Here is a 20,453-nt window from a genome sequence, read left to right as displayed (position 1 = left end):
ACCAAGATGAATACCGAAGATGTGCTTGCCGTCTTCCGCGAAGCGGGAGCGATCCTTGAAGGCCATTTTATCCTCACCTCGGGCCTGCGCAGCCCCGTTTTCCTTCAGAAGGCACGCGTTTTCATGCATGCCGACAAGACGGAAAAGCTCTGCAAGGCGCTGGCGGAGAAGATCGAGGCGGCAAATCTGGGGACCATCGATTATGTGGTCGGACCTGCGATTGGCGGTCTTATTCCTTCCTACGAAACCTCGCGCCATCTGCATGTGCCGTCGGTCTGGGTGGAGCGCGAGAACGGCGTTTTCCGTCTGCGTCGTTTCGATGTGCCGAAGGGCGCGCGCGTCGTCATCGTGGAAGATATCGTCACGACCGGGCTTTCCATTCGCGAAACGATCGACTGCATGAAGGATCTGGGGATCGAGGTCGTGGCTGCGGCCTGCATTGTCGACCGCTCGGCTGGCAAGGCGGATGTCGGCACGAAGCTGATCTCTCTCGCCCAATATGAAGTTCCAGCCTATCCGGCGGATAAATTGCCGCCGGAACTTGCCGCAATTCCGGCCGTCAAGCCCGGTAGCCGCAACATCTAGACGGGCAGAACAGCGGATTTTGTCACGCTGTGGGGGGAAGATACACCCCTGCGGCGAAATTCCGCTTTGCGCGACGCCTTCTAGTTACCTATTTAAGAGCAACCGCAAGGATGTTCTACCCGCTCCGCAGACAGGATTCCATCGTGAGTGTAGCGCCCATCATATTCGATCCCCGCTCGCCTTACCGCGCACCGTGCAGCGTCTGTGCGGATTGCGATGTCCGGCGCTCGGCCGTTTGCGCTGCGCTGGACGATGACGACCTGGGCGCGCTCGAAGCGATCATGACCTCCAAGCGCCTCGACACCAATGAGCAGCTGGTGGAGGAAGGCGAGCCGAAGCGCCGTGTTTTCAGCCTGACCTCCGGCATGTTGCGCATTTACACATCGCTCCCGGATGGGCGTCGGCAGATTGCCGGTTTCCTGTTTCCCGGCGATTATCTCGGCCTTGCTGACGACGAAACCTATTCCCAGTCGGCGGAAGCTGTGGTGCCGTCGGTCTTATGCGCCTTCTCCACCAAGGAGATGGAGGGCCTGATGGAACGCTTTCCGAAGTTGAAGGAGCGGCTGCATCAGATGACGCGGGCAGCACTGCGGACCGCGCGCGACAATCAGCTTGTCCTGGGGCGTCTCGCACCGGTGGAAAAGCTTGCAAGCTTCCTGCTGGTTCTGTCCGCGCGGGCGGAAAAGCGCGGCGAGAAGCCCAATCCGGTGCATCTGTTGATGAACCGCACCGATATCGCCGATTATCTCGGCCTGACGATTGAAACGGTCAGCCGCAGCTTCACGAAGCTGAAGACCCAGGGGCTCATCCAGCTGCCGGACGCCAACACGGTGGAAATCCTGTCGCGTCGCTCTCTGGCGGCCGTTGCCGGCATGGACCCGGAAAATCTCTAGATTTTTAGCGGCCCTCCCACAAAAACAGTCCTATTTCTCTTGATTCAAATCAATGCAGCAGCCGGCGTGACCGCCTATTCCTGACCATAGAGATTGATGCGATCCCATATCGGGATCGCGCCCTTCAAAATGGGGAAAACAGGTGCTGTCGTGGCTGGGAATTGCAATATCGGCTGTCATGCATGCGGGCTTCCTTGCCGCATCATGCCGTCTTGCCCCGCAGAATGTCGCCCCGGTTTCGGTGCGCGTCCGATCGGCAGAGCAGCGCCTGAACACCCGACGCTTGAGGTGGATGCGCTATGCATGAAGAAGCGATAAGACGTTACGCAGCCCTGGCCGTCCCCCGATATACGTCCTTTCCGACGGCTGCCGATTTCATGCCTGTCGGTGCGGAAACAACGCATCGCTGGCTGCGCCAGATCGGGCCGGATGAAAGCGTCTCGCTCTATATTCACGTGCCTTATTGCCGGCAGCTTTGCCATTATTGCGGATGTCATGCCAAGATGGCTGCCCGTGACGATGTGATCGAGAATTTCTGCACCGCTCTGCTTAGTGAAATTGAAACGGTCGGCAAGAGCCTGACCGTACGGCCAGGTGTCGTCCATCTTCATTGGGGCGGTGGAACGCCCTCCATCCTGAGCCCGCGCCAGTTTACAACCATTCTGGACGCGCTGCGTGTTGCGTTCGATTTTGCGCCGGGCATGGAGCACGCCATCGAGCTTGATCCGCGCACGGTCACGCCGCAACTGGTCCGCACGCTTGCCGCAATGGGCGTCAACCGGGCGAGCCTCGGTGTGCAGGATGTCGACGGTGACGTGCAGAAAGCCATCGGGCGTATCCAGCCGATCGAAACGGTGGCAAAGGCGGCCAGCCTTCTGCGGGAGGTCGGCATCACTCGCCTCAATTTCGATCTTATCTACGGCCTGCCGCTGCAAACCGTCGAGACGCTGCGCGAGACGTGCGAAAAGGTCGCCGCACTCAAGCCCGACCGCGTTGCCTGCTACGGCTATGCGCACCTTCCGCAGCGCCGCGCCAATCAGCGCCTGATCGATGCAAGCCTTCTGCCGGATGCCGACGAACGCTTTGCACAGGCGCGCGTCGTTGCCGAAAGCTTTGTCGGCTTCGGTTACGAGCCGGTTGGGATCGACCATTATGCATTGCCGGATGACAGCCTGGCGGTCGCCGCGCGCAACGGCACGCTGCATCGCAATTTTCAGGGCTATACGGACGACCGTTGCCAGACGCTGATTGGTCTTGGCCCTTCGTCGATCTCGCAATTCCCCGGCGGCTATGCCCAGAATATCTCGGATGTGAAGCAATATGCCAAACGCGTCGAAGCGGGCGATCTGGCAACGGTTCGCGGCTATGCCATGCGCGAGAGCGACCGCATCCGCGCGGGCATCATCACGGCGCTGATGTGCAATTTCCGGGTCGATCTGAACGCCTCGGCACCGGGCATGGAATTTTCCGATGAACTGGCCCTGCTGCGCCCTCTGGTCGCTGACGGGCTAGTGGAAGTGCGCGGCGGCGTCATCAACGCCACAAGCGACGGCAAACCGCTGATCCGTCTGGTTGCGGCGGCTTTCGATGAATTTCGCAGGGAGACGATGCACGGCTTCAGTTTCGCCGTCTGAACTTGCGTTGGAACAAAGAGGTAGGGCGAAAAATGCCCTATCAAGGAAATGCTGCTGCACCGGGCCGTCAAAAGGTCAGTAGCATGGGAGCACCGCCGTTGGGGGACGTGCGGTGCTCCACTGTTTTGAGCACAGCCCGAGGAGCGTGGACCGCTCCTCGGGCTGTGCTTTCATATGGGTCAGGCCTTGCGGTTCTTTTCCAGCTTGGGCAGGAAAATCGTCAAGAGACCGAGCAGCGGCAGATATGAGCAGATGTTGTAAACATACTCGATACCCTTGTGATCGGCGACGATGCCGAGAACCGCGGCCGCGATGCCGGCCATGCCGAAAGCAAAGCCGAAGAACAGCCCCGACACCATGCCGACGCGTCCCGGCAGCAGTTCCTGCGCGAACACCACGATGGCCGGAAAGGCCGAGGCGAGGATCAGGCCGATGATGACGGTGAGAACAGCCGTCATTTCCAGATTCGCATAGGGCAGGGCCAGCGTGAACGGCAGGACGCCGAGGATCGATGCCCAGATCACCTTGCGCGCGCCGATCCTGTCGCCGATGGGGCCGCCGATGATGGTTCCCGCAGCCACCGCGCCGAGGAACAGGAACAGAAGCAGCTGCGATGTCTGCACCGTCACGCCGAAATGGCTGATCGTGTAGAAGGTGTAGTAGCTCGTCAGGCTGGCCATATAGATATATTTGGTGAAGACCAGCATCGCCAGAACGCCAACCGACATCAAAACCTTGTTGCGCGGCAGGGGCAGGGTCTTGTCGGGCTTTGCCCTGCTGGCATTGGCAATCCGGTAGCGATTGTACCAGTTGCCGACATACCAGAGCAGCATCATGCCGATCAGTGCGGCGACGGAGAACCATGACACGCTGATCTGCCCGAACGGCAGAACGATGAAGGCTGCCAGAAGCGGGCCGATCGACGAGCCGAAATTGCCGCCCACCTGAAACAGGGACTGCGCGAAACCGTGCCGCCCGCCCGAGGCAAGCCGCGCCACACGGGCCGCTTCCGGATGGAAGACGGACGAGCCGAAGCCGACGAAGGCCGCGCCCAGAAGCAGGACGGAATAATGATGCGCGGTCGCCAGGAAGACGAGGCCGACCAGCGTGCAGCCCATGCCGAAGGGCAGGGAATAGGGCATCGGCCTGCGGTCGGTATAGATGCCCACCAGCGGTTGCAGGATCGATGCCGTCATCTGGAAGGTGAAGGTCAGGAGGCCGATCTGCCAGAAGGACAGGCTGTAGTTTTGCTTCAGCATCGGATAGATGGCCGGAAGGAGCGACTGCATCATGTCGTTCAAAAAATGGCCCATGCTTGTGGCCAGGATGATGGCGAGGACAGTATTGTCCGCGCCGCTGTTGGATGGCTGCTGTGCAGCACTCATGCTCATACTGCTCCTCCGAAGATGAAAGCCGGTCTTCCGGCGTATTTCCCGATGATACTATCCGACAACGGGAAACAAGGCACTCAAGCTTATTGCGGAATGTTGATGGGAAACCGGCGAAAATTCGCGACCTTGCCATCCAGACAGGAACCTGCCCCGTTCAGACGTCAAATCCATCTCGCCGGCGAATGGCGCGCCCCATTCTCAGCGCATCATTCTTAGGGCCATTGCCTCTCGCCCGCTTTCGTGATTTGGTCCAATAGTTTCGAGAGTGGGCCAAAGGAAAGTCAGGATTGCGATGAAACCGAAGTCTCCGCCGGGACTTTTATTGCCGGGCAGCGAGGAACTGCAAAAGTTCCACGAACAGCGCATCGCCATGCTGGAAGGCATGAGCGGGCCGGTGATCGCCTTGCCGACGCGCTATCCGGACGGTTATTTCGTGCCGCGCCATCGCCACAGCCGGGCGCAGCTTCTGTGCGCATCGCAAGGCGTGGTGCTGGTGACGACGGATGCGGGCCGCTGGATGATTCCGGGCGACCATGCCATGTGGATACCGGCGGGCGTGGAGCATTCGGTCGAGATATTGGGCGAAGTCTGCATGCGCTCGATCTATATCTGTGTCGATGCCGTGTCGGGCGTGCCGGATTATCTGCATGTGGTCGGGCTGACCGATCTCATGCGCTGCCTCATCATCGATGCGACCGCGCAGGACAGCACGCCGGAGCCCGATAGTCGCGACGCGCTGGTGATCGGGCTCATATTGCATGACCTGCACACCTTGCCGCAGCGCCCCCTGGGGCTGCCTTTCCCGTCCGATCCGCGTTTACAGAAATTATGTCGTGAATTCGTGAAAAAGCCGTCTTCACGCGCCACGATCGATGACTGGGCGGACAGGATGGCGATGAGCCGCCGTTCGTTCACCCGCCATTTCCAGCGGGAAACCGGCGTAAGCCTTTCCGTCTGGCGCCAGCAGGCCTGCCTGTTTGCCGCGGTTCCCCGGCTTGCGGAAGGCGAGGCGGTGACGAGTGTGGCGCTGGATCTGGGCTATGACAGCGTGTCGGCCTTCACGACGATGTTCCGCAGGATGCTTGGCGTTTCGCCCCGCTTTTATATGCCAAGGCTCGACACCGCTCCCTTCGACCGCAGCGACAGCGTTGCAATTCTGGCCGAATAATAACAATTGTCTCCGCGATGGGAGCGCATTAAGAGAAGCGCATGCTGTTTCAACGCCGTCATCCTCCGACCAGAAAAGAGCGTATAAGGCTTCTGGTCTGGCCGCGCCGCTCCTTCTCCCGTTCCTTCCGGTACGGCGGCAAGCGGATTCTGCGCATCACTGCCTCGCCCCATGCTGTCGCCGCCGGTCTGGCGGTCGGTGTGTTTTCGGCCTTTACGCCTTTCTTCGGCTTCCATCTCATCATCGCAATCGTGCTGGCCTATTTCCTTGCCGGCAATATCGCGGCCGCAGCGCTCGGCACCACGCTTGCCAACCCGCTGACGCTGCCTTTCATCTGGGGCAGCACGTTCGAGCTTGGCCGCTTCGTCATGAATGGCAGCATCGATGCCGCGCCGCCGGTCCATCTCGGGCGGGCATTGGAAACCATGCATTTCGATGAAATCTGGACGCCGCTCCTGAAGCCGATGCTGTTCGGCTCGACGATTCTGGGCGCCGCATTCGCGGTGGTGGTTTATTTCGTCACGCGCTTTGCCGTTTCGGCTTTCCGCCGCCGCCGTATCGACCGCCTTGCGGAAAAGCATCGCAAGCATCGCGAACAGGAGCCGCAGAAGGTATGATCGTCGGTATCGGTAGCGACCTCATCGATATCCGCCGCGTCGAAAACACGCTTGAGCGCCATGGCGACCGTTTCCGCAACCGGGTCTTCACCGAGGTCGAGCAGAAAAAATCCGAAGCCCGCAAGCAGCGGGCGGCATCCTATGCCAAGCGCTTCGCAGCCAAGGAAGCCTGCGCGAAGGCGCTTGGAACGGGCATTGCCGAGGGCGTTTTCTGGCGGGATATGGGCGTGGTCAATGCGCCTTCGGGAAAGCCGACCATGCATTTGACGGGGGGGGCTGCGAAACAGTTGCAGAAACTCTTGCCCGCCGGAACGCGCGCCGCCATACATCTGACAATTACCGATGATTTTCCTCTCGCGCAGGCCTTTGTCATCATCGAAGCCCTGCCGGAGACGGAATAATTGTGATTGTGGCAGGCAACTCCTGCTCATAATCATGCGATAAACCGGCGTTCTGCCGGCGGACTGATTGCGTCATGCATTCATAGTCGTTATTAGATCGCCTTATCGGAAGCGGAGATACAATGAGCGTGTCCAGCAAGAGTGAGACAAAAAAATCCGGCGGCCTTGGCGAAACCATCAGCGTTATCGTGCAGGCGCTGCTGCTGGCGCTGGTCATCCGCACCCTGCTTTTCCAGCCTTTCAGCATACCGTCGGGCTCCATGCGTCCGACGCTTCTGGAAGGCGATTATCTGTTCGTTTCGAAATATGCCTATGGCTATTCGCGCTATTCGCTGCCGTTCGGGCTGGACCTGTTTTCAGGCCGCATCTGGAGCGCCGAGCCGAAGCGCGGTGACGTGGTGGTGTTCAAGCTGCCGAGCGATCCTTCCGTCGATTACATCAAACGCGTGATCGGCCTGCCGGGCGACCGCGTGCAGATGCGCGGCGGCGTGCTCTATATCAACGATCAGGCGGTCAAGCGTGAGCGGGTCGGCACGATCGACAATCCCGATGTGACGGAAGTGAACCGTCCCGTCGAGGTCTATCGCGAAACCCTGCCGGATGGCGTGACCTATGACACGCTCGATCTCGCGCCGAATTCCATCGGTGACGACACGCGCGTCTTCGAGGTTCCGGCCGGCCATTACTTCATGATGGGCGACAATCGCGACAATTCGCTCGATAGCCGTTTCGGCGTCGGTTATGTGCCGTTTGAAAATCTGGTCGGTCGCGCGAACATCATCTTCTTCTCCATTGCCGATAAGGCAAGCCCGCTGGAAATATGGAAATGGCCGACCGACGTGCGCTTCAGCCGCCTGTTCACTTCCGTCAATGCCGCGCCGCATACAGCCGTCACCGGGAACTGAAATGGCTTCGGCAAATCAGGCAGCAGCAATTCTGGAAGAGCGCACCGGGCACCGTTTTCTCAATGTGAAACGGCTGGATCGTGCGCTCACCCACTCAAGTGTGCAGGCGCCCTCGCGCGCAAATTATGAACGTCTCGAATTTCTCGGCGATCGCGTTCTGGGACTGACCGTCGCGGAAATGCTGTTCGACGAGTTTCCGGATGCATCCGAAGGGGAACTGTCCGTTCGCCTCAATGCGCTGGTGAATGCCGAAACCTGTGCGGCGATTGCCGATGAGATCGGGCTTGCCGATCTCATTCACACCGGTTCCGATATCAAGTCGCTGAATGACAAGCGCCTCTTGAATGTGCGCGCCGATGTCGTCGAGGCGCTGATCGCCACGATCTATCTCGATGGCGGGCTGGAGGCCGTGCGCCCCTTCGTCAGGCGCTACTGGGAAAAGCGGTCCCTGCAAACGGGCGCCGCCCGCCGCGACGCCAAGACCGAATTGCAGGAATGGGCGCACCAGCAGGGCAATGTCCATCCATCCTATTCCATCATCAGCCGCACCGGCCCGGACCACGATCCGCTGTTCACGGTGGAGGTGACGGTCAAGGGCTTTGCCTCGGAAACGGGCGAGGGGCGTTCGAAACGGATAGCCGAACAGGACGCGGCCGAGGCGATGCTCTATCGTGAAGGCGTCTGGAAGCGTGACAATTCCGCTTGATGCAAGAATTGACGTTTTTCAATCGGGATCAGTTATAATCAGCTTTATACGATATGTCGGTTTCGTCATATCCGGAATGTCGCGCGCAGGGGGGAGGCGGCGTTCTGCAAGGAAATATCGTCTGGAAGGATAAGCAATGAATAATCGGACGACGCCGGCTGACGGCGAAAACGAGGCAGGCCAGACCCGTTCCGGCTTCGTGGCGCTGATCGGGGCGCCGAATGCGGGGAAATCCACGCTGGTCAACCAGCTTGTGGGAACGAAGGTTTCCATCGTCACGCACAAGGTGCAGACGACGCGCGCCCTTGTGCGCGGCATATTCATCGAAGGTCAGGCGCAGATCGTCCTGGTCGACACGCCCGGCATTTTCCGGCCGAAGCGCAGGCTGGACCGCGCCATGGTCACGACGGCCTGGGGCGGCGCGAAGGATGCCGACATCATTCTGGTTCTCCTCGATTCGCAAGGCGGGCTGAACGAGAATGCCGAGGCGCTGCTGGCAAGCATGAAGGATGTGCGCCAGAAGAAGGTTCTGGTGCTCAACAAGGTCGACCGTGTCGATCCGCCTGTCCTGCTGGATCTCGCCCGCAAGGCCAATGAGCTGGTCGCATTCGACCAGACTTTCATGATTTCGGCGCTGAACGGCTCGGGCTGCAAGGATCTCGCGAAATATCTGGCCGAAAACGTGCCGAACGGTCCGTGGTATTATCCGGAAGACCAGATTTCCGACATGCCGATGCGCCAGCTTGCAGCGGAAATCACCCGCGAGAAGCTTTATCTGCGCCTGCATGAGGAACTGCCTTATTCGTCCACGGTCGAAACCGAGCGCTGGGAAGAGCGCAAGGATGGCTCGGTGCGCATCGAACAGGTGATCTATGTCGAGCGTGAAAGCCAGAAGAAGATCGTGCTCGGCCACAAGGGCGAGACGATCAAGGCAATCGGCCAATCCGCGCGCAAGGAAATCTCCGAGATACTGGAACAGACCGTTCATCTCTTCCTTTTCGTGAAGGTGCGCGAGAACTGGGGCAACGACCCGGAACGCTACCGCGAAATGGGCCTTGATTTTCCAACCTAGAGCGCGTTTCGATCTGATGAAATCAGATCGGCGCTCTAACTTTGTACTGGCGCGCATCTTGTCCGAAAACCGTTTCACACTTTTCGGGATGCGCTAATTCATAAAGCTGGCGGCCATGGAATGGCGCGATGAAGGCATAATTCTCGGGACACGACGCCATGGCGAGACAAGCGCCATCGTGGAAGTGATGACCCGTGAGCATGGCCGCCATATGGGTATGGTGCGCGGCGGGCGTTCCCGCCGCATGCAGCCTTTGCTCCAGCCCGGCAATCATGTGGATGTGACATGGTGGGCGCGGCTGGATGAGCATATGGGCAGCTTTACCATCGAACCGCTGGAATTTGCCGCCGCCCGCCTTATCGAAACGCCGGTGGCCTTATACGGCATCCAGCTGGCGGCTTCGCATCTGCGCCTGTTGCCGGAACGCGACCCGCATCGCGGTCTTTATGAGACCTTGCGGCTCATCATCGAGCATTTTGACGATCCGCTGGCCTCCGGCGAACTGTTGCTGCGCTTTGAAGTCATGATGCTGGAAGAACTGGGCTTCGGTCTCGATCTCAAGGAATGCGCGGCAACGGGCGTCAGGGAAGATCTGATCTATGTCTCGCCGAAATCCGGTCGCGCGGTTTGCCGGGATGCGGGCGCGCCCTGGGCCGACAAGCTTCTGCCGCTGCCGGGCTTCGTCAACGATACGGCTGTTCGCGCTGCATCCTATGACGATATCGATCATGCCTTCACGATGACAGGTTATTTCCTGATGCGGCATGTGTGGGAACCGCGTGCCGTCACCCCGCCCGACGCACGCGGCGGGTTTCTGAACGCCCTCGGGCGGGCAATCAGCCCATAGATGCATTTAGGCCTGTCATCAAAGGCAAGCTGAAAACCTCGCCCTCAAAGGCATCCGCTCCGCGCCCGATTGCGCGTATGGCGGCAACCATCCGTCCGTTTCGCCCCAGAATCCCGTCTGCGAGCGTGACAAGCCGGATATTCGGCGTGGCGGATGGCGAGAGGCTGCGAACAAGCCCGGCAAGTTCGCTTGCATCGAGCGTGGGGTTCAAGGCGGATGCGATGATGTAAGCCGCAGCCGTGGAACGGGAAATGCCGGCATAACAGTGGATGAGCAAAGGCGCATCCATGGACCAGCCCTCCGCGAAGTCCAGAAGCGCCCGCACGTGGCCTTCATCGGGCGCAACCAATCCGGCGCGCGGTTCAACGATATCGTGGAATGTGAGCGCCAGACGGACGGCATCAAAGCCGTCGGGCAGCGCTGCCGGATCCTCGCTTCCAAGCGTCACGACATGGCTTGGCCGGTGCAATGCAAGTTGTGTTGCCAGTCGCGACAGGGGCGTCACGACGATCCGGCTCATCGGTTCTGCCGCGCTTTTTCCAGGGCTGCAAAGCGCGCGAGAAAATCCGCCTGCACGTCTTGCGTGGGGCGCGGGGTGATATCCAGTCCTGCCGGATCGAAACCACGCGGACGCCCGAAATATTTGACGGCCTCGGCCTCGGTGAAACCGGCAAGCCGCGTGGCTTCAAAGAAAGCGGCCACCTGATCGGCGCGCTTGATGAGCGTCTTGAGCTTGGCGGGCACGGCGACCGGCAATGAAAAACGCAGGTGGATGGCGTTTTCCAGCCGCGTTTCGATCATCTTGTAACTGCCGCCCATCACCGCCTTGAAGGGCGAGATCATGTCGCCGATCACATATTCCGGCGCATCGTGCAGCAGCGACAATAGCTGCCATTCAATGCTGGCATCGGGCACCAGACGGATGAATATCTGGTCCACCAGCAGCGAATGCTGCGCGACGGAAAATGCGTGTTCGCCCACCGTCTGTCCGTTCCACCGCGCCACACGGGCAAGGCCATGGGCAATGTCCTCGATTTCAACATCGAGCGGCGAGGGGTCGAGCAGGTCGAGACGGCGTCCCGACAACATGCGTTGCCAGGCGCGCGTCTTGCCGGAAGATCGGTCAGCGCTCGCCATCAGGCGTTACCCGCTTCGGGTTCCGGAAATCCGAACCGCACATGCGGCGGCAGGGAAAGGGTTACCGGCGTCTCGCCCGCCAGAATGATGTGCCCGGCATCCATCGCATCCTTGACGCGATCGATGCGTACAAGCGCAATGCCCACCACATCGGCAGAGCTTCCCATCGTGCCGATCTCACGCCCATCGACGGTAATGGATGTGCCCATGGGGGGAAGGCTTTCCCCGGAGCGGGCCACCAGAACGCGCCGTCGTGCCGTGCCGCGATGCTGCATGCGCGACACCACTTCCTGCCCGATGAAGCAGCCTTTCGGGAAAGACACACCGCCGGTCTGGTCGAAATTGACGTCATGCGGAAAGACATCATTATAAGCGAAATCGGCTTCGCCTTCGGCCACGCCATAGTCCGCCCTGAGCTTCGTCCACGCGCTTTCACCGGCTGTGGCTTCCGCTTGCCCATAAATGCGCCGGACATTCAGTTCCGCCGGAAAGCGGCTGTCCCGCTTGATTGAATCATTCTGTGAAGAATGTGATTCCGTTTGCCAGGAAACGCTGACAAGCGATTCTGGCTCTTGCGTTATTTCGGCTTTGGCGCGCAGCCTGTAGAGGGTGATGCGCTTGCAGAAATCGGCGGCGATGCTTGCCGGAAGATCGAAACGCAGGCCGCCATCAATGCGCGAAACGAGAAAGTCGAACAGGATCTTGCCTTGCGGGGCCAGCAATGCTCCCGGTTTCAGGTCGTCCGGTCCAAGCTTGTCGAGATCGGTCGTAATCACGGCTTGCAAAAATTTTTCCGCCTCTTCGCCCGTGATATGAACCAATGCCCTGTTGGAAAGATTTACCGTTTCAGCTGCCGTCGTCATCGCTTCGTCCTTGCCTTTCGCGCCCTCGTTACGTAAGCCCCAATGGAAAGGCTCGCAAGTCCTATCAATCTGGCAGGAGACCACTATGGCCGAAACATTCGATACGATTTTGAAGGGTGCAACCATCGTCAATCACGACGGTACAGGCCAGCGCGACATCGGTATTCGCAATGGCCGCATCGCTGCCATCGGTTCTCTTTCCACCCATGCGGCGGGTGAGGTGATCGACTGCACCGGCCTGCACATCCTGCCCGGCGTGGTGGATAGCCAGGTCCATTTCCGCGAGCCGGGGCTGGAACACAAGGAAGATCTCGAAACCGGCTCGCTTGCCGCCGTGCTGGGCGGCGTGACCTCGGTTTTCGAAATGCCCAACACCAAGCCGCTCACCACATCCGCCGAGACGCTGGAAGACAAGGTGAGACGTGGCCGTCATCGCATGCATTGCGATTTCGCTTTCTGGGTTGGCGGCACGCGCGACAATGCGAAAGATGTTGCCGAACTGGAACGCCTGCCGGGCGCTGCCGGCATCAAGGTTTTCATGGGATCGTCCACCGGCGACCTGCTGGTTGAGGACGATGACGGCGTGCGCTCGATCCTCAAGAACACGCGCCGCCGTGCCGCCTTCCATTCGGAAGACGAGTTCCGGCTGGAGGAGCGCAAGGGCCTGCGCGTAGAGGGCGATCCGTCGAGCCACCCGGTCTGGCGCGATGAAATCGCGGCACTGCAATGCACCGAACGGCTCGTGCGCATCGCGCGCGATACGGGCGCGCGCATTCATGTGCTGCATATTTCCACTGCCGAGGAAATCGATTTCCTGAAAGATCACAAGGATGTCGCGACCTGCGAGGCGACGCCGCATCACCTCACCTTGTCGGCAGACGATTACAAGACGCTCGGCAATCTCATCCAGATGAACCCGCCTGTGCGCGACAAGCGACACCGCGACGGTGTGTGGAAAGGGATCGATCAGGGTATTGTCGACGTGCTCGGTTCCGACCATGCCCCGCACACGCTGGAAGAAAAGCAAAAGCCCTATCCGGCTTCCCCGTCCGGCATGACGGGCGTGCAGACGCTGGTGCCGATCATGCTCGATCACATCAATGCGGGCAGGCTTTCGCTGGAACGCTTTGTCGATCTTTCCAGCCATGGCCCGAACCGCATTTTCGGCATGGCCCGCAAGGGGCGCATCGCAGTCGGCTATGATGCAGACCTCACCATCGTGGATATGAAGCGCCGCGAAACGATCACCCATGAGCAGGCCGGTTCGAAAGCCGGCTGGACGCCCTATCACCGCAAGAGCGTGACCGGATGGCCGATCGGCACTTTTGTGCGCGGCATCAAGGTGATGTGGGAAGCGCAAATCGTGAACGCCCACAAGGGCGAGCCGGTGGAGTTCCTCGAAGCATTGCCGCGCCGCTAGGCAATTTGGCGTAATCTGTCCGCTTCTTGTCCGTAAGATGGCTTTCTGTCCCGGTTGCACGGCGTATTTTCTCCCTATAGTCTTTTGATAGGGAGAACAAAAATGTCCGCTCACGATACGGCTCTGCTGGTAATCGACGCTCAGGAATCATTCCGCCACCGGACTTATTACCGGGATGAAGAGGTTGGCGCCTATATCGAGCGCCAGCAGGCGCTGATCGATGGCGCCAGGCGCGCCGCTATTCCGGTGGTGCAGATTTTTCATGTCGAGAATGAAGGGCCGTTCTCGGAAGCGTCGGGCCTGGTGAAGGCAATCTCGCCGCTGTCGATTGAACCGGATGCGGTGTTCCGCAAGCGCCGCCACAGCGCGCTGATCGGAAGCGGGCTTGATGTGTGGCTGGTCGCCAACGGCATCCGCCGCGTGCTGGTTTCCGGCATTCGCACCGAACAATGCTGCGAAACGACAATACGCCATGCCTCGGATTTCGGATATGATGTCGATTTCGTCAGCGAGGCGACATTGACCTTTCCTATGACCGACGCAAGCGGGCGCGAGTGGAGTGCTGCCGAGATCAAGGCCCGCACGGAGCTTGTCCTGGCCAATCGCTTTGCCCGTATCGTAACCGTGGAACAGGCGCTGGCTGCGCCCCGAGAACGGAAGGCAGCATGAGTGACCATGCGGGCATTGTCCGGGTAGTTCCGGTCTATGTCGTCATCCCGCCGCGCGTGCTTCTGCTCGACGTGGCGGGACCGCTTGAGGTGTTGCGCAAGGCAAATCTCGAACAGGATCAGCTGCGCTTCGATGTTCATTACATCGGGCCTGCCCCAACCGCGCTCAGTTCCATCGGCCTGCCGGTGGCGGGGGTGGAGCCTTTGCCGGGGGCGTTGCCGGATGATGCGCTGGTCATTGTTTCAGGCGCCGCCGATATTCCGCTTGGAAATGCGGAGATAGACCGAACCGCTGATGCGGCGTTGGAAAAGGAGATCGTGCAATGGCTTCGCCGGGCGGTGCGCCCCGGCGTGCGGCTGGTGACGATCTGTTCCGGCGCGCTGCTCGCAGCGCGGGCAGGCCTGCTCGACGGCTATTCCTGCACCACCCATCACCTGACGATCGGTGAACTTCAACACTTGGCCCCCGCAGCGCGTGTCCATGAAAACAGGCTCTTCGTCGAGGATGGCGAGCGGCTGACGAGCGCGGGCATCACCGCAGGCATCGATCTGATGCTGCACATCGTTGCGGGGCTGACCGATCATGTCACGGCGCTGGCCGTCGCGCGCTATCTGGTGGTCTATCTGCGCCGCAGCGGCAACGACCCCCAGCTATCGCCCTGGCTTGAGGGGCGAAACCATATGAACCCGGTCGTGCATCGGGCACAGGATGCCATCGCGCATGATCCGGCGGCGGATTGGTCGGTGGAACGGCTGGCGGAGATCGGTGGGGCAAGCCCGCGCAATTTCTCGCGCCTGTTCAATGAATATGCCGGAATGACGGTGACGGACTATGTGAACCGGCTCAAGGTCGGCCTTGCGCGCGAAATGCTTCTCAATTCCGGGCTGGATATCGAAAATGTCGCGACACAGGCCGGTTTTGCTTCCGCCCGGCAGTTTCGCCGCGTCTGGCAGCGCATCTATAACGAGCCGCCGAGCCGGATGCGCGCTGGAATCTGACTATTCGCCAGCCGTGAAAAAGCGCCAGCTTCCGTCCGGCCCGATGCCGATACTGTAGAAAACATAGCCGCCTGCCTTCTTCATGTCCTCGAAGTCACCGGCGGTGACGATCTGGAAAAGCTCCACGATCTGGGGCGGCGTCAGCCTGTCGAGAGGCATGGCGTAGAAATAGGGCCAGACATAGACTTCGTCATCCTTGCCCGCATTCAGATGCACATAGCCGGTATCCAGAAGATCGATGATGATCGCCAGCACTTCCCGGCCTGCCTCATCGCCCGAGAGCGACTTGAGAAAGTCGATGACATCTTCCTCGTGGTCTTCCAGCGAGAGCTGGGTGGCCCTGTCCTCGACGCCAAGGAGCGGGCGCAGTTTTTCGATGTCGCCGGAGCGCGCCGCTTCCAGCATGCGTTCACGCGTCACCCGCACAGGTTCGGGCAGCTTGTCGAAATCCCGATGGATTTCCGGCATGGGTTTGGATGCCGAAGCCGGGGCATTGTCCGGCGATACATGCGGCACCGCGCGCGGAAGCGCGCCGGGCAGGGGAATGGGGGAAGATCTGCCGCCTTCATCGGCACCCGTGCGGGCGCCGGGGCGCGGCAGGAAATCCGACTGATCGGCCAGCGCGACGTCAAAGGAGTTTGCGGCGGCGGGCAAGGCGATGCCGCAGGCAAGGATGATCCCTGCCAATAAGGTTCGGGGTGAGGCGGAATTCCGGATCGGGAAAGACATCTGGCGCTGGAAGGGGGACGCCGGGGAGGGAACTTCAGCGCCGGTCTGGTCCCGCGACCGGCGCTCTCTTGCTGTTACTGAAGGAGGCGCTGCGGCAGGAAGGTTCCGGCGATGATCTGTTCGCGCATTTTCTCGATCAGGTCCAGCGCGCAGTCGTCGCCCGCTTCGCGGATCAGTTCTGTAAGCGCGGTCGTGAAGGCTGCTTCAGCAAGGATTTCCGGTTCGATACCTTCGGAGATACCGTCTGCCCAGGCCTCGTTATGATATTCGATGGCGACGAGCTTCTTCTCGCGCGCAATCATTTCGTCCAGATCGGCCGGTGCATGTTCCATAGACTTCATCCTGGCTTTCGCCTTTCTGTTGCGCTGTCGGTGTCTCACCGTCTGGCGGGAGCTCAACCACCTTTGCAACGTGACTGCCTTCTTAAGACAGTGTTAACAGATTATCACGGATTTGAACGAACTAATCCTGTCAATCCGCACAAGAGTGAATGATTGGTTAATTTCCATAGCGCGAGACGATCTCGTTCGACAAGCCTTCGCCCTCCTTCATGTAGCGATCTATCGCCGCAAGCGCCGAAGGGGTACAGCGGGTGTAATTGTCGCTGAACACGCGATAGCCATGGTTGAAGCTCGAAATGAGCCGCACCCGTTCGGCTTCGGAAGGCTTTTCCGCGGTCACGATCGCATCCATCCGGTCGCGCCATTCGCTGCCGGCCTCGCCGCACAGATTGCGCAGATAATGCAGCGAGCCCAGAATCTCGGCGAGCCGCAACATCTTGCCTTCATAGGGCGCGTCCTCAGCGACAGCCGGACATGCCGCCCCGACCCATAAAGCGATCGATAAGCAGACAGCCGGTCGAAAAAACGGAATGTTTTTCAATCGAAAACCTCTCACCTGACAATGAGCTATGGCCAAGAATAGGGGCCGCTTCAAGGCAGACCGCTAAACAGGATTAATATCCGAATGTCCGTCTTCCGTCCTCGCCACCATGCGGGCGACATCGAGCGTGCTGTCCGTCACCTTTGCCGATGCCATGTCCTCAATCGTCAGCCAGTGAATGGCTGCGGCATCGTCTCCGGCGATTTCCCGGCCTGAAACTTCGATGGCCCGGAATACGGACAGGTAATAGCTCCTGTCATATGCCTTGCCCTCAAGCGCCAGATCGACGGTGATGACATGCGACAATGCCCGCGCATCGAGCGCCGTTTCTTCCTTCAGTTCGCGGATTGCGGCCTGTTCGGGTGTTTCGCCCGCTTCGATGCTGCCGCCCGGAAAGGCAAGCCAGCCTTTCCACGGTTCCTTTCCGCGCTCGACCAGAAGAAACCGTCCTTCGCGTCGGCAGATCAGCGAAACACCATGAACCTTGGCTGGAATCGGAAAGACGGGAACTGTTTTCATGATGCTAGAACTACACCGGTTGGCAATGGAAAAGCCCCCCTTGACCGCTCGGCAAAAAACTTAAACATGCTCACCATGTGTGGACGTTTTTCATTGACTGCAAGCCGGGAAGAGCTGGAAGCTTTCGTGGCCGCATTGATCGCGGAGGATTTTCCGCCACGATATAATATCGCGCCGACGCAGCCCATTCTGACCATTATCGGCGGGGAAACGCCACCGCCGGGCAGCAACAGGCCGGATCGCGTCGGGTTGCTCGTGCGCTGGGGGTTCGTTCCGTCCTGGGTGAAAGACCCCAACGACTGGCCGCTGATGTTCAACATCCGCTCGGAGACTGCGGCGGAGAAGAATTCGTTTCGCGCAGCGCTCAATCACCGGCGTGCCTTGATCCCGGCATCGGGGTTCTATGAGTGGCGTCGCGAGGGCAAGAACAAGGCGCAGGCCTATTGGGTGCGCCCCCGTAAGGGCGGGATCGTGGCTTTTGGCGGCCTGATCGAGACATGGAGCAGCGCCGACGGATCGCAGATCGACACCGCAGGCATATTGACGACAAGCGCCAACGGCCTGTTGCGACCGATCCATGAGCGGATGCCGGTTGTCGTGCAGCCGGAAGATTTTGCCCGCTGGCTGGACTGCAAGCGTTTTCTGCCGCGCGAAGTGGCGGATATCATGCGCCCGGCGCAGGATGATTTCTTTGAAGCCATCCCCGTGTCGGACAAGGTCAACAAGGTGGCCAACACGACGCCCGACTTGCAGGATCGTGTCGAGGAACAGGCGCCTTCCGGGAAGGCGGGGGCGAAGCGAAAGACCGGGCCCGGATCCGATGACGGAAATGACGGGCAGCTTTCGATGTTCTGACGAGGATCGCCAGTCTTTCCGGACTGGCGCTATTTGTTACGCTTTCACCGACTCCGGGCGCTGAACCGGATAAGCTTTCTCAGCCAGGCTTCTTGACGGCGAGAATGGAACGCCGGCGGTTGTCGTTGCGACCGTCGCTGGTGCGTTGCGTTGCGTTCAGCAATGCTGCAACAAGCACGGCAGGCCCGATTTCGCGGTATTTATCAACCAGTCGGTCTTGGCGGGGTTGCAGTTCACTCTTAGACATTGTTCATTCCTTTCGATAATGCCTGTTCACCATTTTGTGATTGATTGAGACCGAATGAAGGCTGTTTGGAGCCGGTTTTGCGGTTTTCCGGTTGAGGCGGGAAAGGGTGTCTGCCGGTTGCAAAAATACAACATCGGCGGCGATCTCGTTAAACGATCAATCTCTTGGCGAAAGTTCTTGACGGAGACGGTGCTGCCGGGGATAAGTGCAGCCATGAAAATGCCGACCACGATCATTTGTATTTGTGCGATTATTATTGGCTAGCAGCTTGCTGGCCCGGCCGTTTTCGTCTCCCTTTCATAAAAATTGGATGATAACGCCCCGGCCAGTCGGCTGCGGTCAGGTGCGCACTGATTTCAAAGGTCTTTTTGGGGAATAATGACAATGGCTTATGCGCCGCGCTTGCGTCTGTACAACACGCTGACCCGCACGAAGGAGGAGTTTTCTCCCCTCGATGCCGACAATGTGCGCATGTATGTCTGCGGACCGACGGTTTATGACTTCGCGCATATCGGCAATGCCCGTCCGGTGATCGTTTTCGACGTGCTGTTCCGCTTGCTGCGCCATGTCTATGGCGCGGCGCATGTCACTTATGCGCGCAACATCACGGACGTTGATGACAAGATCAACGCCCGCGCCGCCCGCGATTACCCCGACCTGCCGTTCAATGAAGCCATCCGCCGGGTGACGGAAAGCACCAATGCGCAGTTTCAGGCTGACGTGACGGCGCTGGGCAATCTGGCGCCCAACGTTCAGCCGCGAGCGACCGAGCATATGGACGAGATGCGCGCCATGATCGATCGTCTGGTCAGGCTTGGCGTGGCCTATGTGGCCGAGAATCACGTCCTTTTTTCGCCGTCCGCCATGAACGAACGCAAGGGACCGCGCTATGGCGCGCTGGCCCGCCGCTCGCTGGACGAGATGCTGGCGGGCGCCCGCGTGGACGTTGCCTCCTACAAGCGCGACGAAATGGATTTCGTCCTGTGGAAACCGTCGAAGGAGGGGGAGCCCGGCTGGGCCTCGCCTGCGGGGATCGCGGTATTGGGCCGTCCGGGCTGGCATATCGAATGCTCGGCCATGTCGATGGCCAAGCTGCTTGAGCCGTTTGGCGGTGGCCTGAAATGCGACGATCCGCTGAAGAACCAGTTCGACATTCATGGCGGCGGGATCGATCTCGTCTTCCCGCATCACGAGAACGAAATCGCGCAATCATGCTGCGCGTTCGGCACCGAGCGGATGGCCAGCATCTGGATGCATAACGGCTTCCTGCAGGTCGAAGGGCAGAAGATGTCGAAATCGCTCGGCAATTTCATCACCATCCGCGATGTGCTGAACGAGGGCCTGCCGCAACTGGGTGTGTGGGATGACGTCGATGCGCGCGACCGCTGGGTCGGCCTGGCGGCGCGCCTGTCGATGTTGCAGACCCATTATCGCGAGCCGATCAACTGGACGGCGCAGCGTCTGGCGGAATCCGCCGAGGAGCTGCACCGCTGGTATGGCCTGCTGCGCGACAGAAATTTCACCGTGCCGCAAACGCTGACCGCCGTGGGCGAGGTGGTGGATGCCCTGTCCGACGATTTGAACAGCTGGACGGCGATCACGGCTTTGCGCAAGGCTTTCAAGGCGCGCGATGTTGCCGGATTGGGCGAGGGCATGGCGCTGCTCGGCCTGTTCGATCCGCATTTCGTTTCGGCTGGCGACATTCCGGTCTTTGCCAAGGCCGAGGTGGATGGCAATGCCGTCGAAGCCCGGATTGCGGAGCGTCTGCGCTTCATCGCCGAGAAGAACTGGGCCGAGGCCGATCGCATTCGCGATGAGCTGCTTGGTGAGGGCGTTCAGCTGAAAGATGGCAAGGACCCGGCCACCGGCGAGCGCATCACGACCTGGGATGTGGTAGGTTAACAGGCTTGTGGAA

General features: G+C 59.9%; 26 protein-coding genes. 16 read left to right on the top strand and 10 right to left on the bottom strand.

From position 1 onward, the window contains the following. Positions 1 to 6 precede the first annotated feature (6 nt). Together pyrE and AVM02_RS12975 are read left to right on the top strand one after the other, a co-directional pair. Positions 7 to 585: an orotate phosphoribosyltransferase gene (gene pyrE / locus AVM02_RS12980; RefSeq protein ID WP_411507350.1), complete on the top strand. Its 579-nt coding sequence runs from the start codon at positions 7 to 9 to the stop codon at positions 583 to 585. Positions 586 to 728: 143 nt separating this feature from the next. After that, positions 729 to 1,478: a helix-turn-helix domain-containing protein gene (locus tag AVM02_RS12975; protein ID WP_411507349.1), complete on the top strand. Its 750-nt coding sequence runs from the start codon at positions 729 to 731 to the stop codon at positions 1,476 to 1,478. 30 nt (positions 1,479 to 1,508) lie between these two features. Here AVM02_RS12975 and AVM02_RS12970 read toward each other — a convergent pair whose 3' ends face one another. Next, complete coding sequence (locus AVM02_RS12970; protein WP_411507348.1) at positions 1,509 to 1,658, bottom strand: hypothetical protein; 150 nt, start codon at positions 1,656 to 1,658, stop codon at positions 1,509 to 1,511. Positions 1,659 to 1,777: 119 nt separating this feature from the next. Between AVM02_RS12970 and hemN the strand changes: the two genes are divergently transcribed. Beyond that, positions 1,778 to 3,112, top strand: coding sequence for an oxygen-independent coproporphyrinogen III oxidase (gene hemN, locus AVM02_RS12965; RefSeq protein WP_411507347.1), 1,335 nt, complete (start codon positions 1,778 to 1,780; stop codon positions 3,110 to 3,112). A gap of 179 nt (positions 3,113 to 3,291) precedes the next feature. On the opposite strand, the gene AVM02_RS12960 is transcribed toward hemN, so the two are convergent. Then, positions 3,292 to 4,503: an MFS transporter gene (locus tag AVM02_RS12960; protein ID WP_411507346.1), complete on the bottom strand. Its 1,212-nt coding sequence runs from the start codon at positions 4,501 to 4,503 to the stop codon at positions 3,292 to 3,294. Positions 4,504 to 4,825: 322 nt separating this feature from the next. On the opposite strand from AVM02_RS12960, the gene AVM02_RS12955 reads away from it, so the two are divergent. The 7 genes from AVM02_RS12955 to recO all read left to right on the top strand — a co-directional run bounded on the left by AVM02_RS12955 (position 4,826) and on the right by recO (position 10,219). Continuing rightward, positions 4,826 to 5,671 (top strand): AraC family transcriptional regulator, encoded by an 846-nt coding sequence (locus AVM02_RS12955; RefSeq protein ID WP_411507464.1) that lies wholly within the window; start codon positions 4,826 to 4,828, stop codon positions 5,669 to 5,671. 41 nt (positions 5,672 to 5,712) lie between these two features. Then, the gene (gene bspA, locus AVM02_RS12950; protein ID WP_411507345.1) at positions 5,713 to 6,288 is read left to right on the top strand and encodes a type IV secretion system effector BspA; all 576 of its coding nucleotides are present in this window, start codon (positions 5,713 to 5,715) and stop codon (positions 6,286 to 6,288) included. Then, complete coding sequence (gene acpS, locus AVM02_RS12945; RefSeq protein ID WP_411507344.1) at positions 6,285 to 6,689, top strand: holo-ACP synthase; 405 nt, start codon at positions 6,285 to 6,287, stop codon at positions 6,687 to 6,689. The genes bspA and acpS overlap by 4 nt, the downstream gene beginning before the upstream one ends. Positions 6,690 to 6,811: 122 nt before the next feature. After that, on the top strand, positions 6,812 to 7,594 hold the full coding sequence (lepB, locus tag AVM02_RS12940) for a signal peptidase I (RefSeq protein WP_211693336.1): 783 nt from the start codon (positions 6,812 to 6,814) through the stop codon (positions 7,592 to 7,594). 1 nt (position 7,595) lies between these two features. Beyond that, positions 7,596 to 8,300: a ribonuclease III gene (gene rnc, locus AVM02_RS12935; protein WP_411507343.1), complete on the top strand. Its 705-nt coding sequence runs from the start codon at positions 7,596 to 7,598 to the stop codon at positions 8,298 to 8,300. Between the two features lie 136 nt (positions 8,301 to 8,436). Continuing rightward, positions 8,437 to 9,372: a GTPase Era gene (gene era, locus AVM02_RS12930; RefSeq protein ID WP_411507342.1), complete on the top strand. Its 936-nt coding sequence runs from the start codon at positions 8,437 to 8,439 to the stop codon at positions 9,370 to 9,372. A gap of 115 nt (positions 9,373 to 9,487) precedes the next feature. Beyond that, complete coding sequence (gene recO, locus AVM02_RS12925; protein WP_411507341.1) at positions 9,488 to 10,219, top strand: DNA repair protein RecO; 732 nt, start codon at positions 9,488 to 9,490, stop codon at positions 10,217 to 10,219. Here recO and AVM02_RS12920 read toward each other — a convergent pair. From AVM02_RS12920 to AVM02_RS12910, 3 genes are read right to left on the bottom strand one after another with little or no spacing between them, the layout of a single operon-like run. Further along, positions 10,209 to 10,739 (bottom strand): tyrosine phosphatase family protein, encoded by a 531-nt coding sequence (locus AVM02_RS12920; RefSeq protein ID WP_411507340.1) that lies wholly within the window; start codon positions 10,737 to 10,739, stop codon positions 10,209 to 10,211. The genes recO and AVM02_RS12920 overlap by 11 nt on opposite strands. Beyond that, on the bottom strand, positions 10,736 to 11,356 hold the full coding sequence (locus tag AVM02_RS12915) for a YfbR-like 5'-deoxynucleotidase (RefSeq protein ID WP_411507339.1): 621 nt from the start codon (positions 11,354 to 11,356) through the stop codon (positions 10,736 to 10,738). Before AVM02_RS12915 ends, AVM02_RS12920 begins: the two co-directional genes overlap by 4 nt. Continuing rightward, positions 11,356 to 12,219, bottom strand: a complete 864-nt coding sequence (locus AVM02_RS12910; RefSeq protein ID WP_411507338.1) for a YgfZ/GcvT domain-containing protein — start codon at positions 12,217 to 12,219, stop codon at positions 11,356 to 11,358. The genes AVM02_RS12915 and AVM02_RS12910 overlap by 1 nt, the downstream gene beginning before the upstream one ends. 85 nt (positions 12,220 to 12,304) lie before the next feature. Here AVM02_RS12910 and AVM02_RS12905 point away from each other — a divergent pair, with 85 nt between their 5' ends. The 3 genes from AVM02_RS12905 (at position 12,305) to AVM02_RS12895 (ending at position 15,306) form a co-directional block, all read left to right on the top strand. Further along, complete coding sequence (locus AVM02_RS12905; protein ID WP_411507337.1) at positions 12,305 to 13,639, top strand: dihydroorotase; 1,335 nt, start codon at positions 12,305 to 12,307, stop codon at positions 13,637 to 13,639. Positions 13,640 to 13,741: 102 nt separating this feature from the next. Further along, entirely contained in the window at positions 13,742 to 14,308 is a 567-nt protein-coding gene (locus tag AVM02_RS12900) for an isochorismatase family protein (protein WP_411507336.1), read from the top strand. Further along, positions 14,305 to 15,306, top strand: a complete 1,002-nt coding sequence (locus tag AVM02_RS12895; protein ID WP_411507335.1) for a GlxA family transcriptional regulator — start codon at positions 14,305 to 14,307, stop codon at positions 15,304 to 15,306. The genes AVM02_RS12900 and AVM02_RS12895 overlap by 4 nt, the downstream gene beginning before the upstream one ends. Here AVM02_RS12895 and AVM02_RS12890 read toward each other — a convergent pair whose 3' ends face one another. From AVM02_RS12890 to AVM02_RS12875, 4 genes are all read right to left on the bottom strand, one after another. After that, complete coding sequence (locus AVM02_RS12890) at positions 15,307 to 16,035, bottom strand: hypothetical protein (protein WP_411507334.1); 729 nt, start codon at positions 16,033 to 16,035, stop codon at positions 15,307 to 15,309. A 74-nt stretch (positions 16,036 to 16,109) separates the two neighbouring features. Next, positions 16,110 to 16,367 (bottom strand): hypothetical protein, encoded by a 258-nt coding sequence (locus AVM02_RS12885; protein ID WP_411507333.1) that lies wholly within the window; start codon positions 16,365 to 16,367, stop codon positions 16,110 to 16,112. 166 nt (positions 16,368 to 16,533) lie between these two features. Next, positions 16,534 to 16,917: a TIGR02301 family protein gene (locus tag AVM02_RS12880; protein WP_411507332.1), complete on the bottom strand. Its 384-nt coding sequence runs from the start codon at positions 16,915 to 16,917 to the stop codon at positions 16,534 to 16,536. A gap of 63 nt (positions 16,918 to 16,980) precedes the next feature. Then, a complete protein-coding gene (locus AVM02_RS12875; protein ID WP_411507331.1) occupies positions 16,981 to 17,436 on the bottom strand; it encodes an NUDIX hydrolase in 456 nt (151 codons plus the stop codon). A 75-nt stretch (positions 17,437 to 17,511) separates the two neighbouring features. Between AVM02_RS12875 and AVM02_RS12870 the strand changes: the two genes are divergently transcribed. Then, positions 17,512 to 18,291, top strand: a complete 780-nt coding sequence (locus AVM02_RS12870) for an SOS response-associated peptidase (protein WP_411507463.1) — start codon at positions 17,512 to 17,514, stop codon at positions 18,289 to 18,291. Positions 18,292 to 18,370: 79 nt separating this feature from the next. Here AVM02_RS12870 and AVM02_RS12865 read toward each other — a convergent pair whose 3' ends face one another. Further along, positions 18,371 to 18,538, bottom strand: coding sequence for a hydrolase (locus tag AVM02_RS12865; RefSeq protein ID WP_411507330.1), 168 nt, complete (start codon positions 18,536 to 18,538; stop codon positions 18,371 to 18,373). A 54-nt stretch (positions 18,539 to 18,592) separates the two neighbouring features. Between AVM02_RS12865 and AVM02_RS12860 the strand changes: the two genes are divergently transcribed. Both AVM02_RS12860 and cysS read left to right on the top strand, forming a co-directional pair. Next, positions 18,593 to 18,802 (top strand): hypothetical protein, encoded by a 210-nt coding sequence (locus AVM02_RS12860; protein WP_411507329.1) that lies wholly within the window; start codon positions 18,593 to 18,595, stop codon positions 18,800 to 18,802. 120 nt (positions 18,803 to 18,922) lie between these two features. Continuing rightward, on the top strand, positions 18,923 to 20,440 hold the full coding sequence (gene cysS, locus AVM02_RS12855; protein ID WP_411507328.1) for a cysteine--tRNA ligase: 1,518 nt from the start codon (positions 18,923 to 18,925) through the stop codon (positions 20,438 to 20,440). The last annotated feature ends 13 nt before the right edge of the window (positions 20,441 to 20,453 follow it).

The organism is Brucella anthropi, assembly GCF_046630315.1.
Lineage (GTDB): Bacteria > Pseudomonadota > Alphaproteobacteria > Rhizobiales > Rhizobiaceae > Brucella > Brucella anthropi_A.
This window is presented reverse-complemented; position numbering and strand designations above follow the sequence as displayed.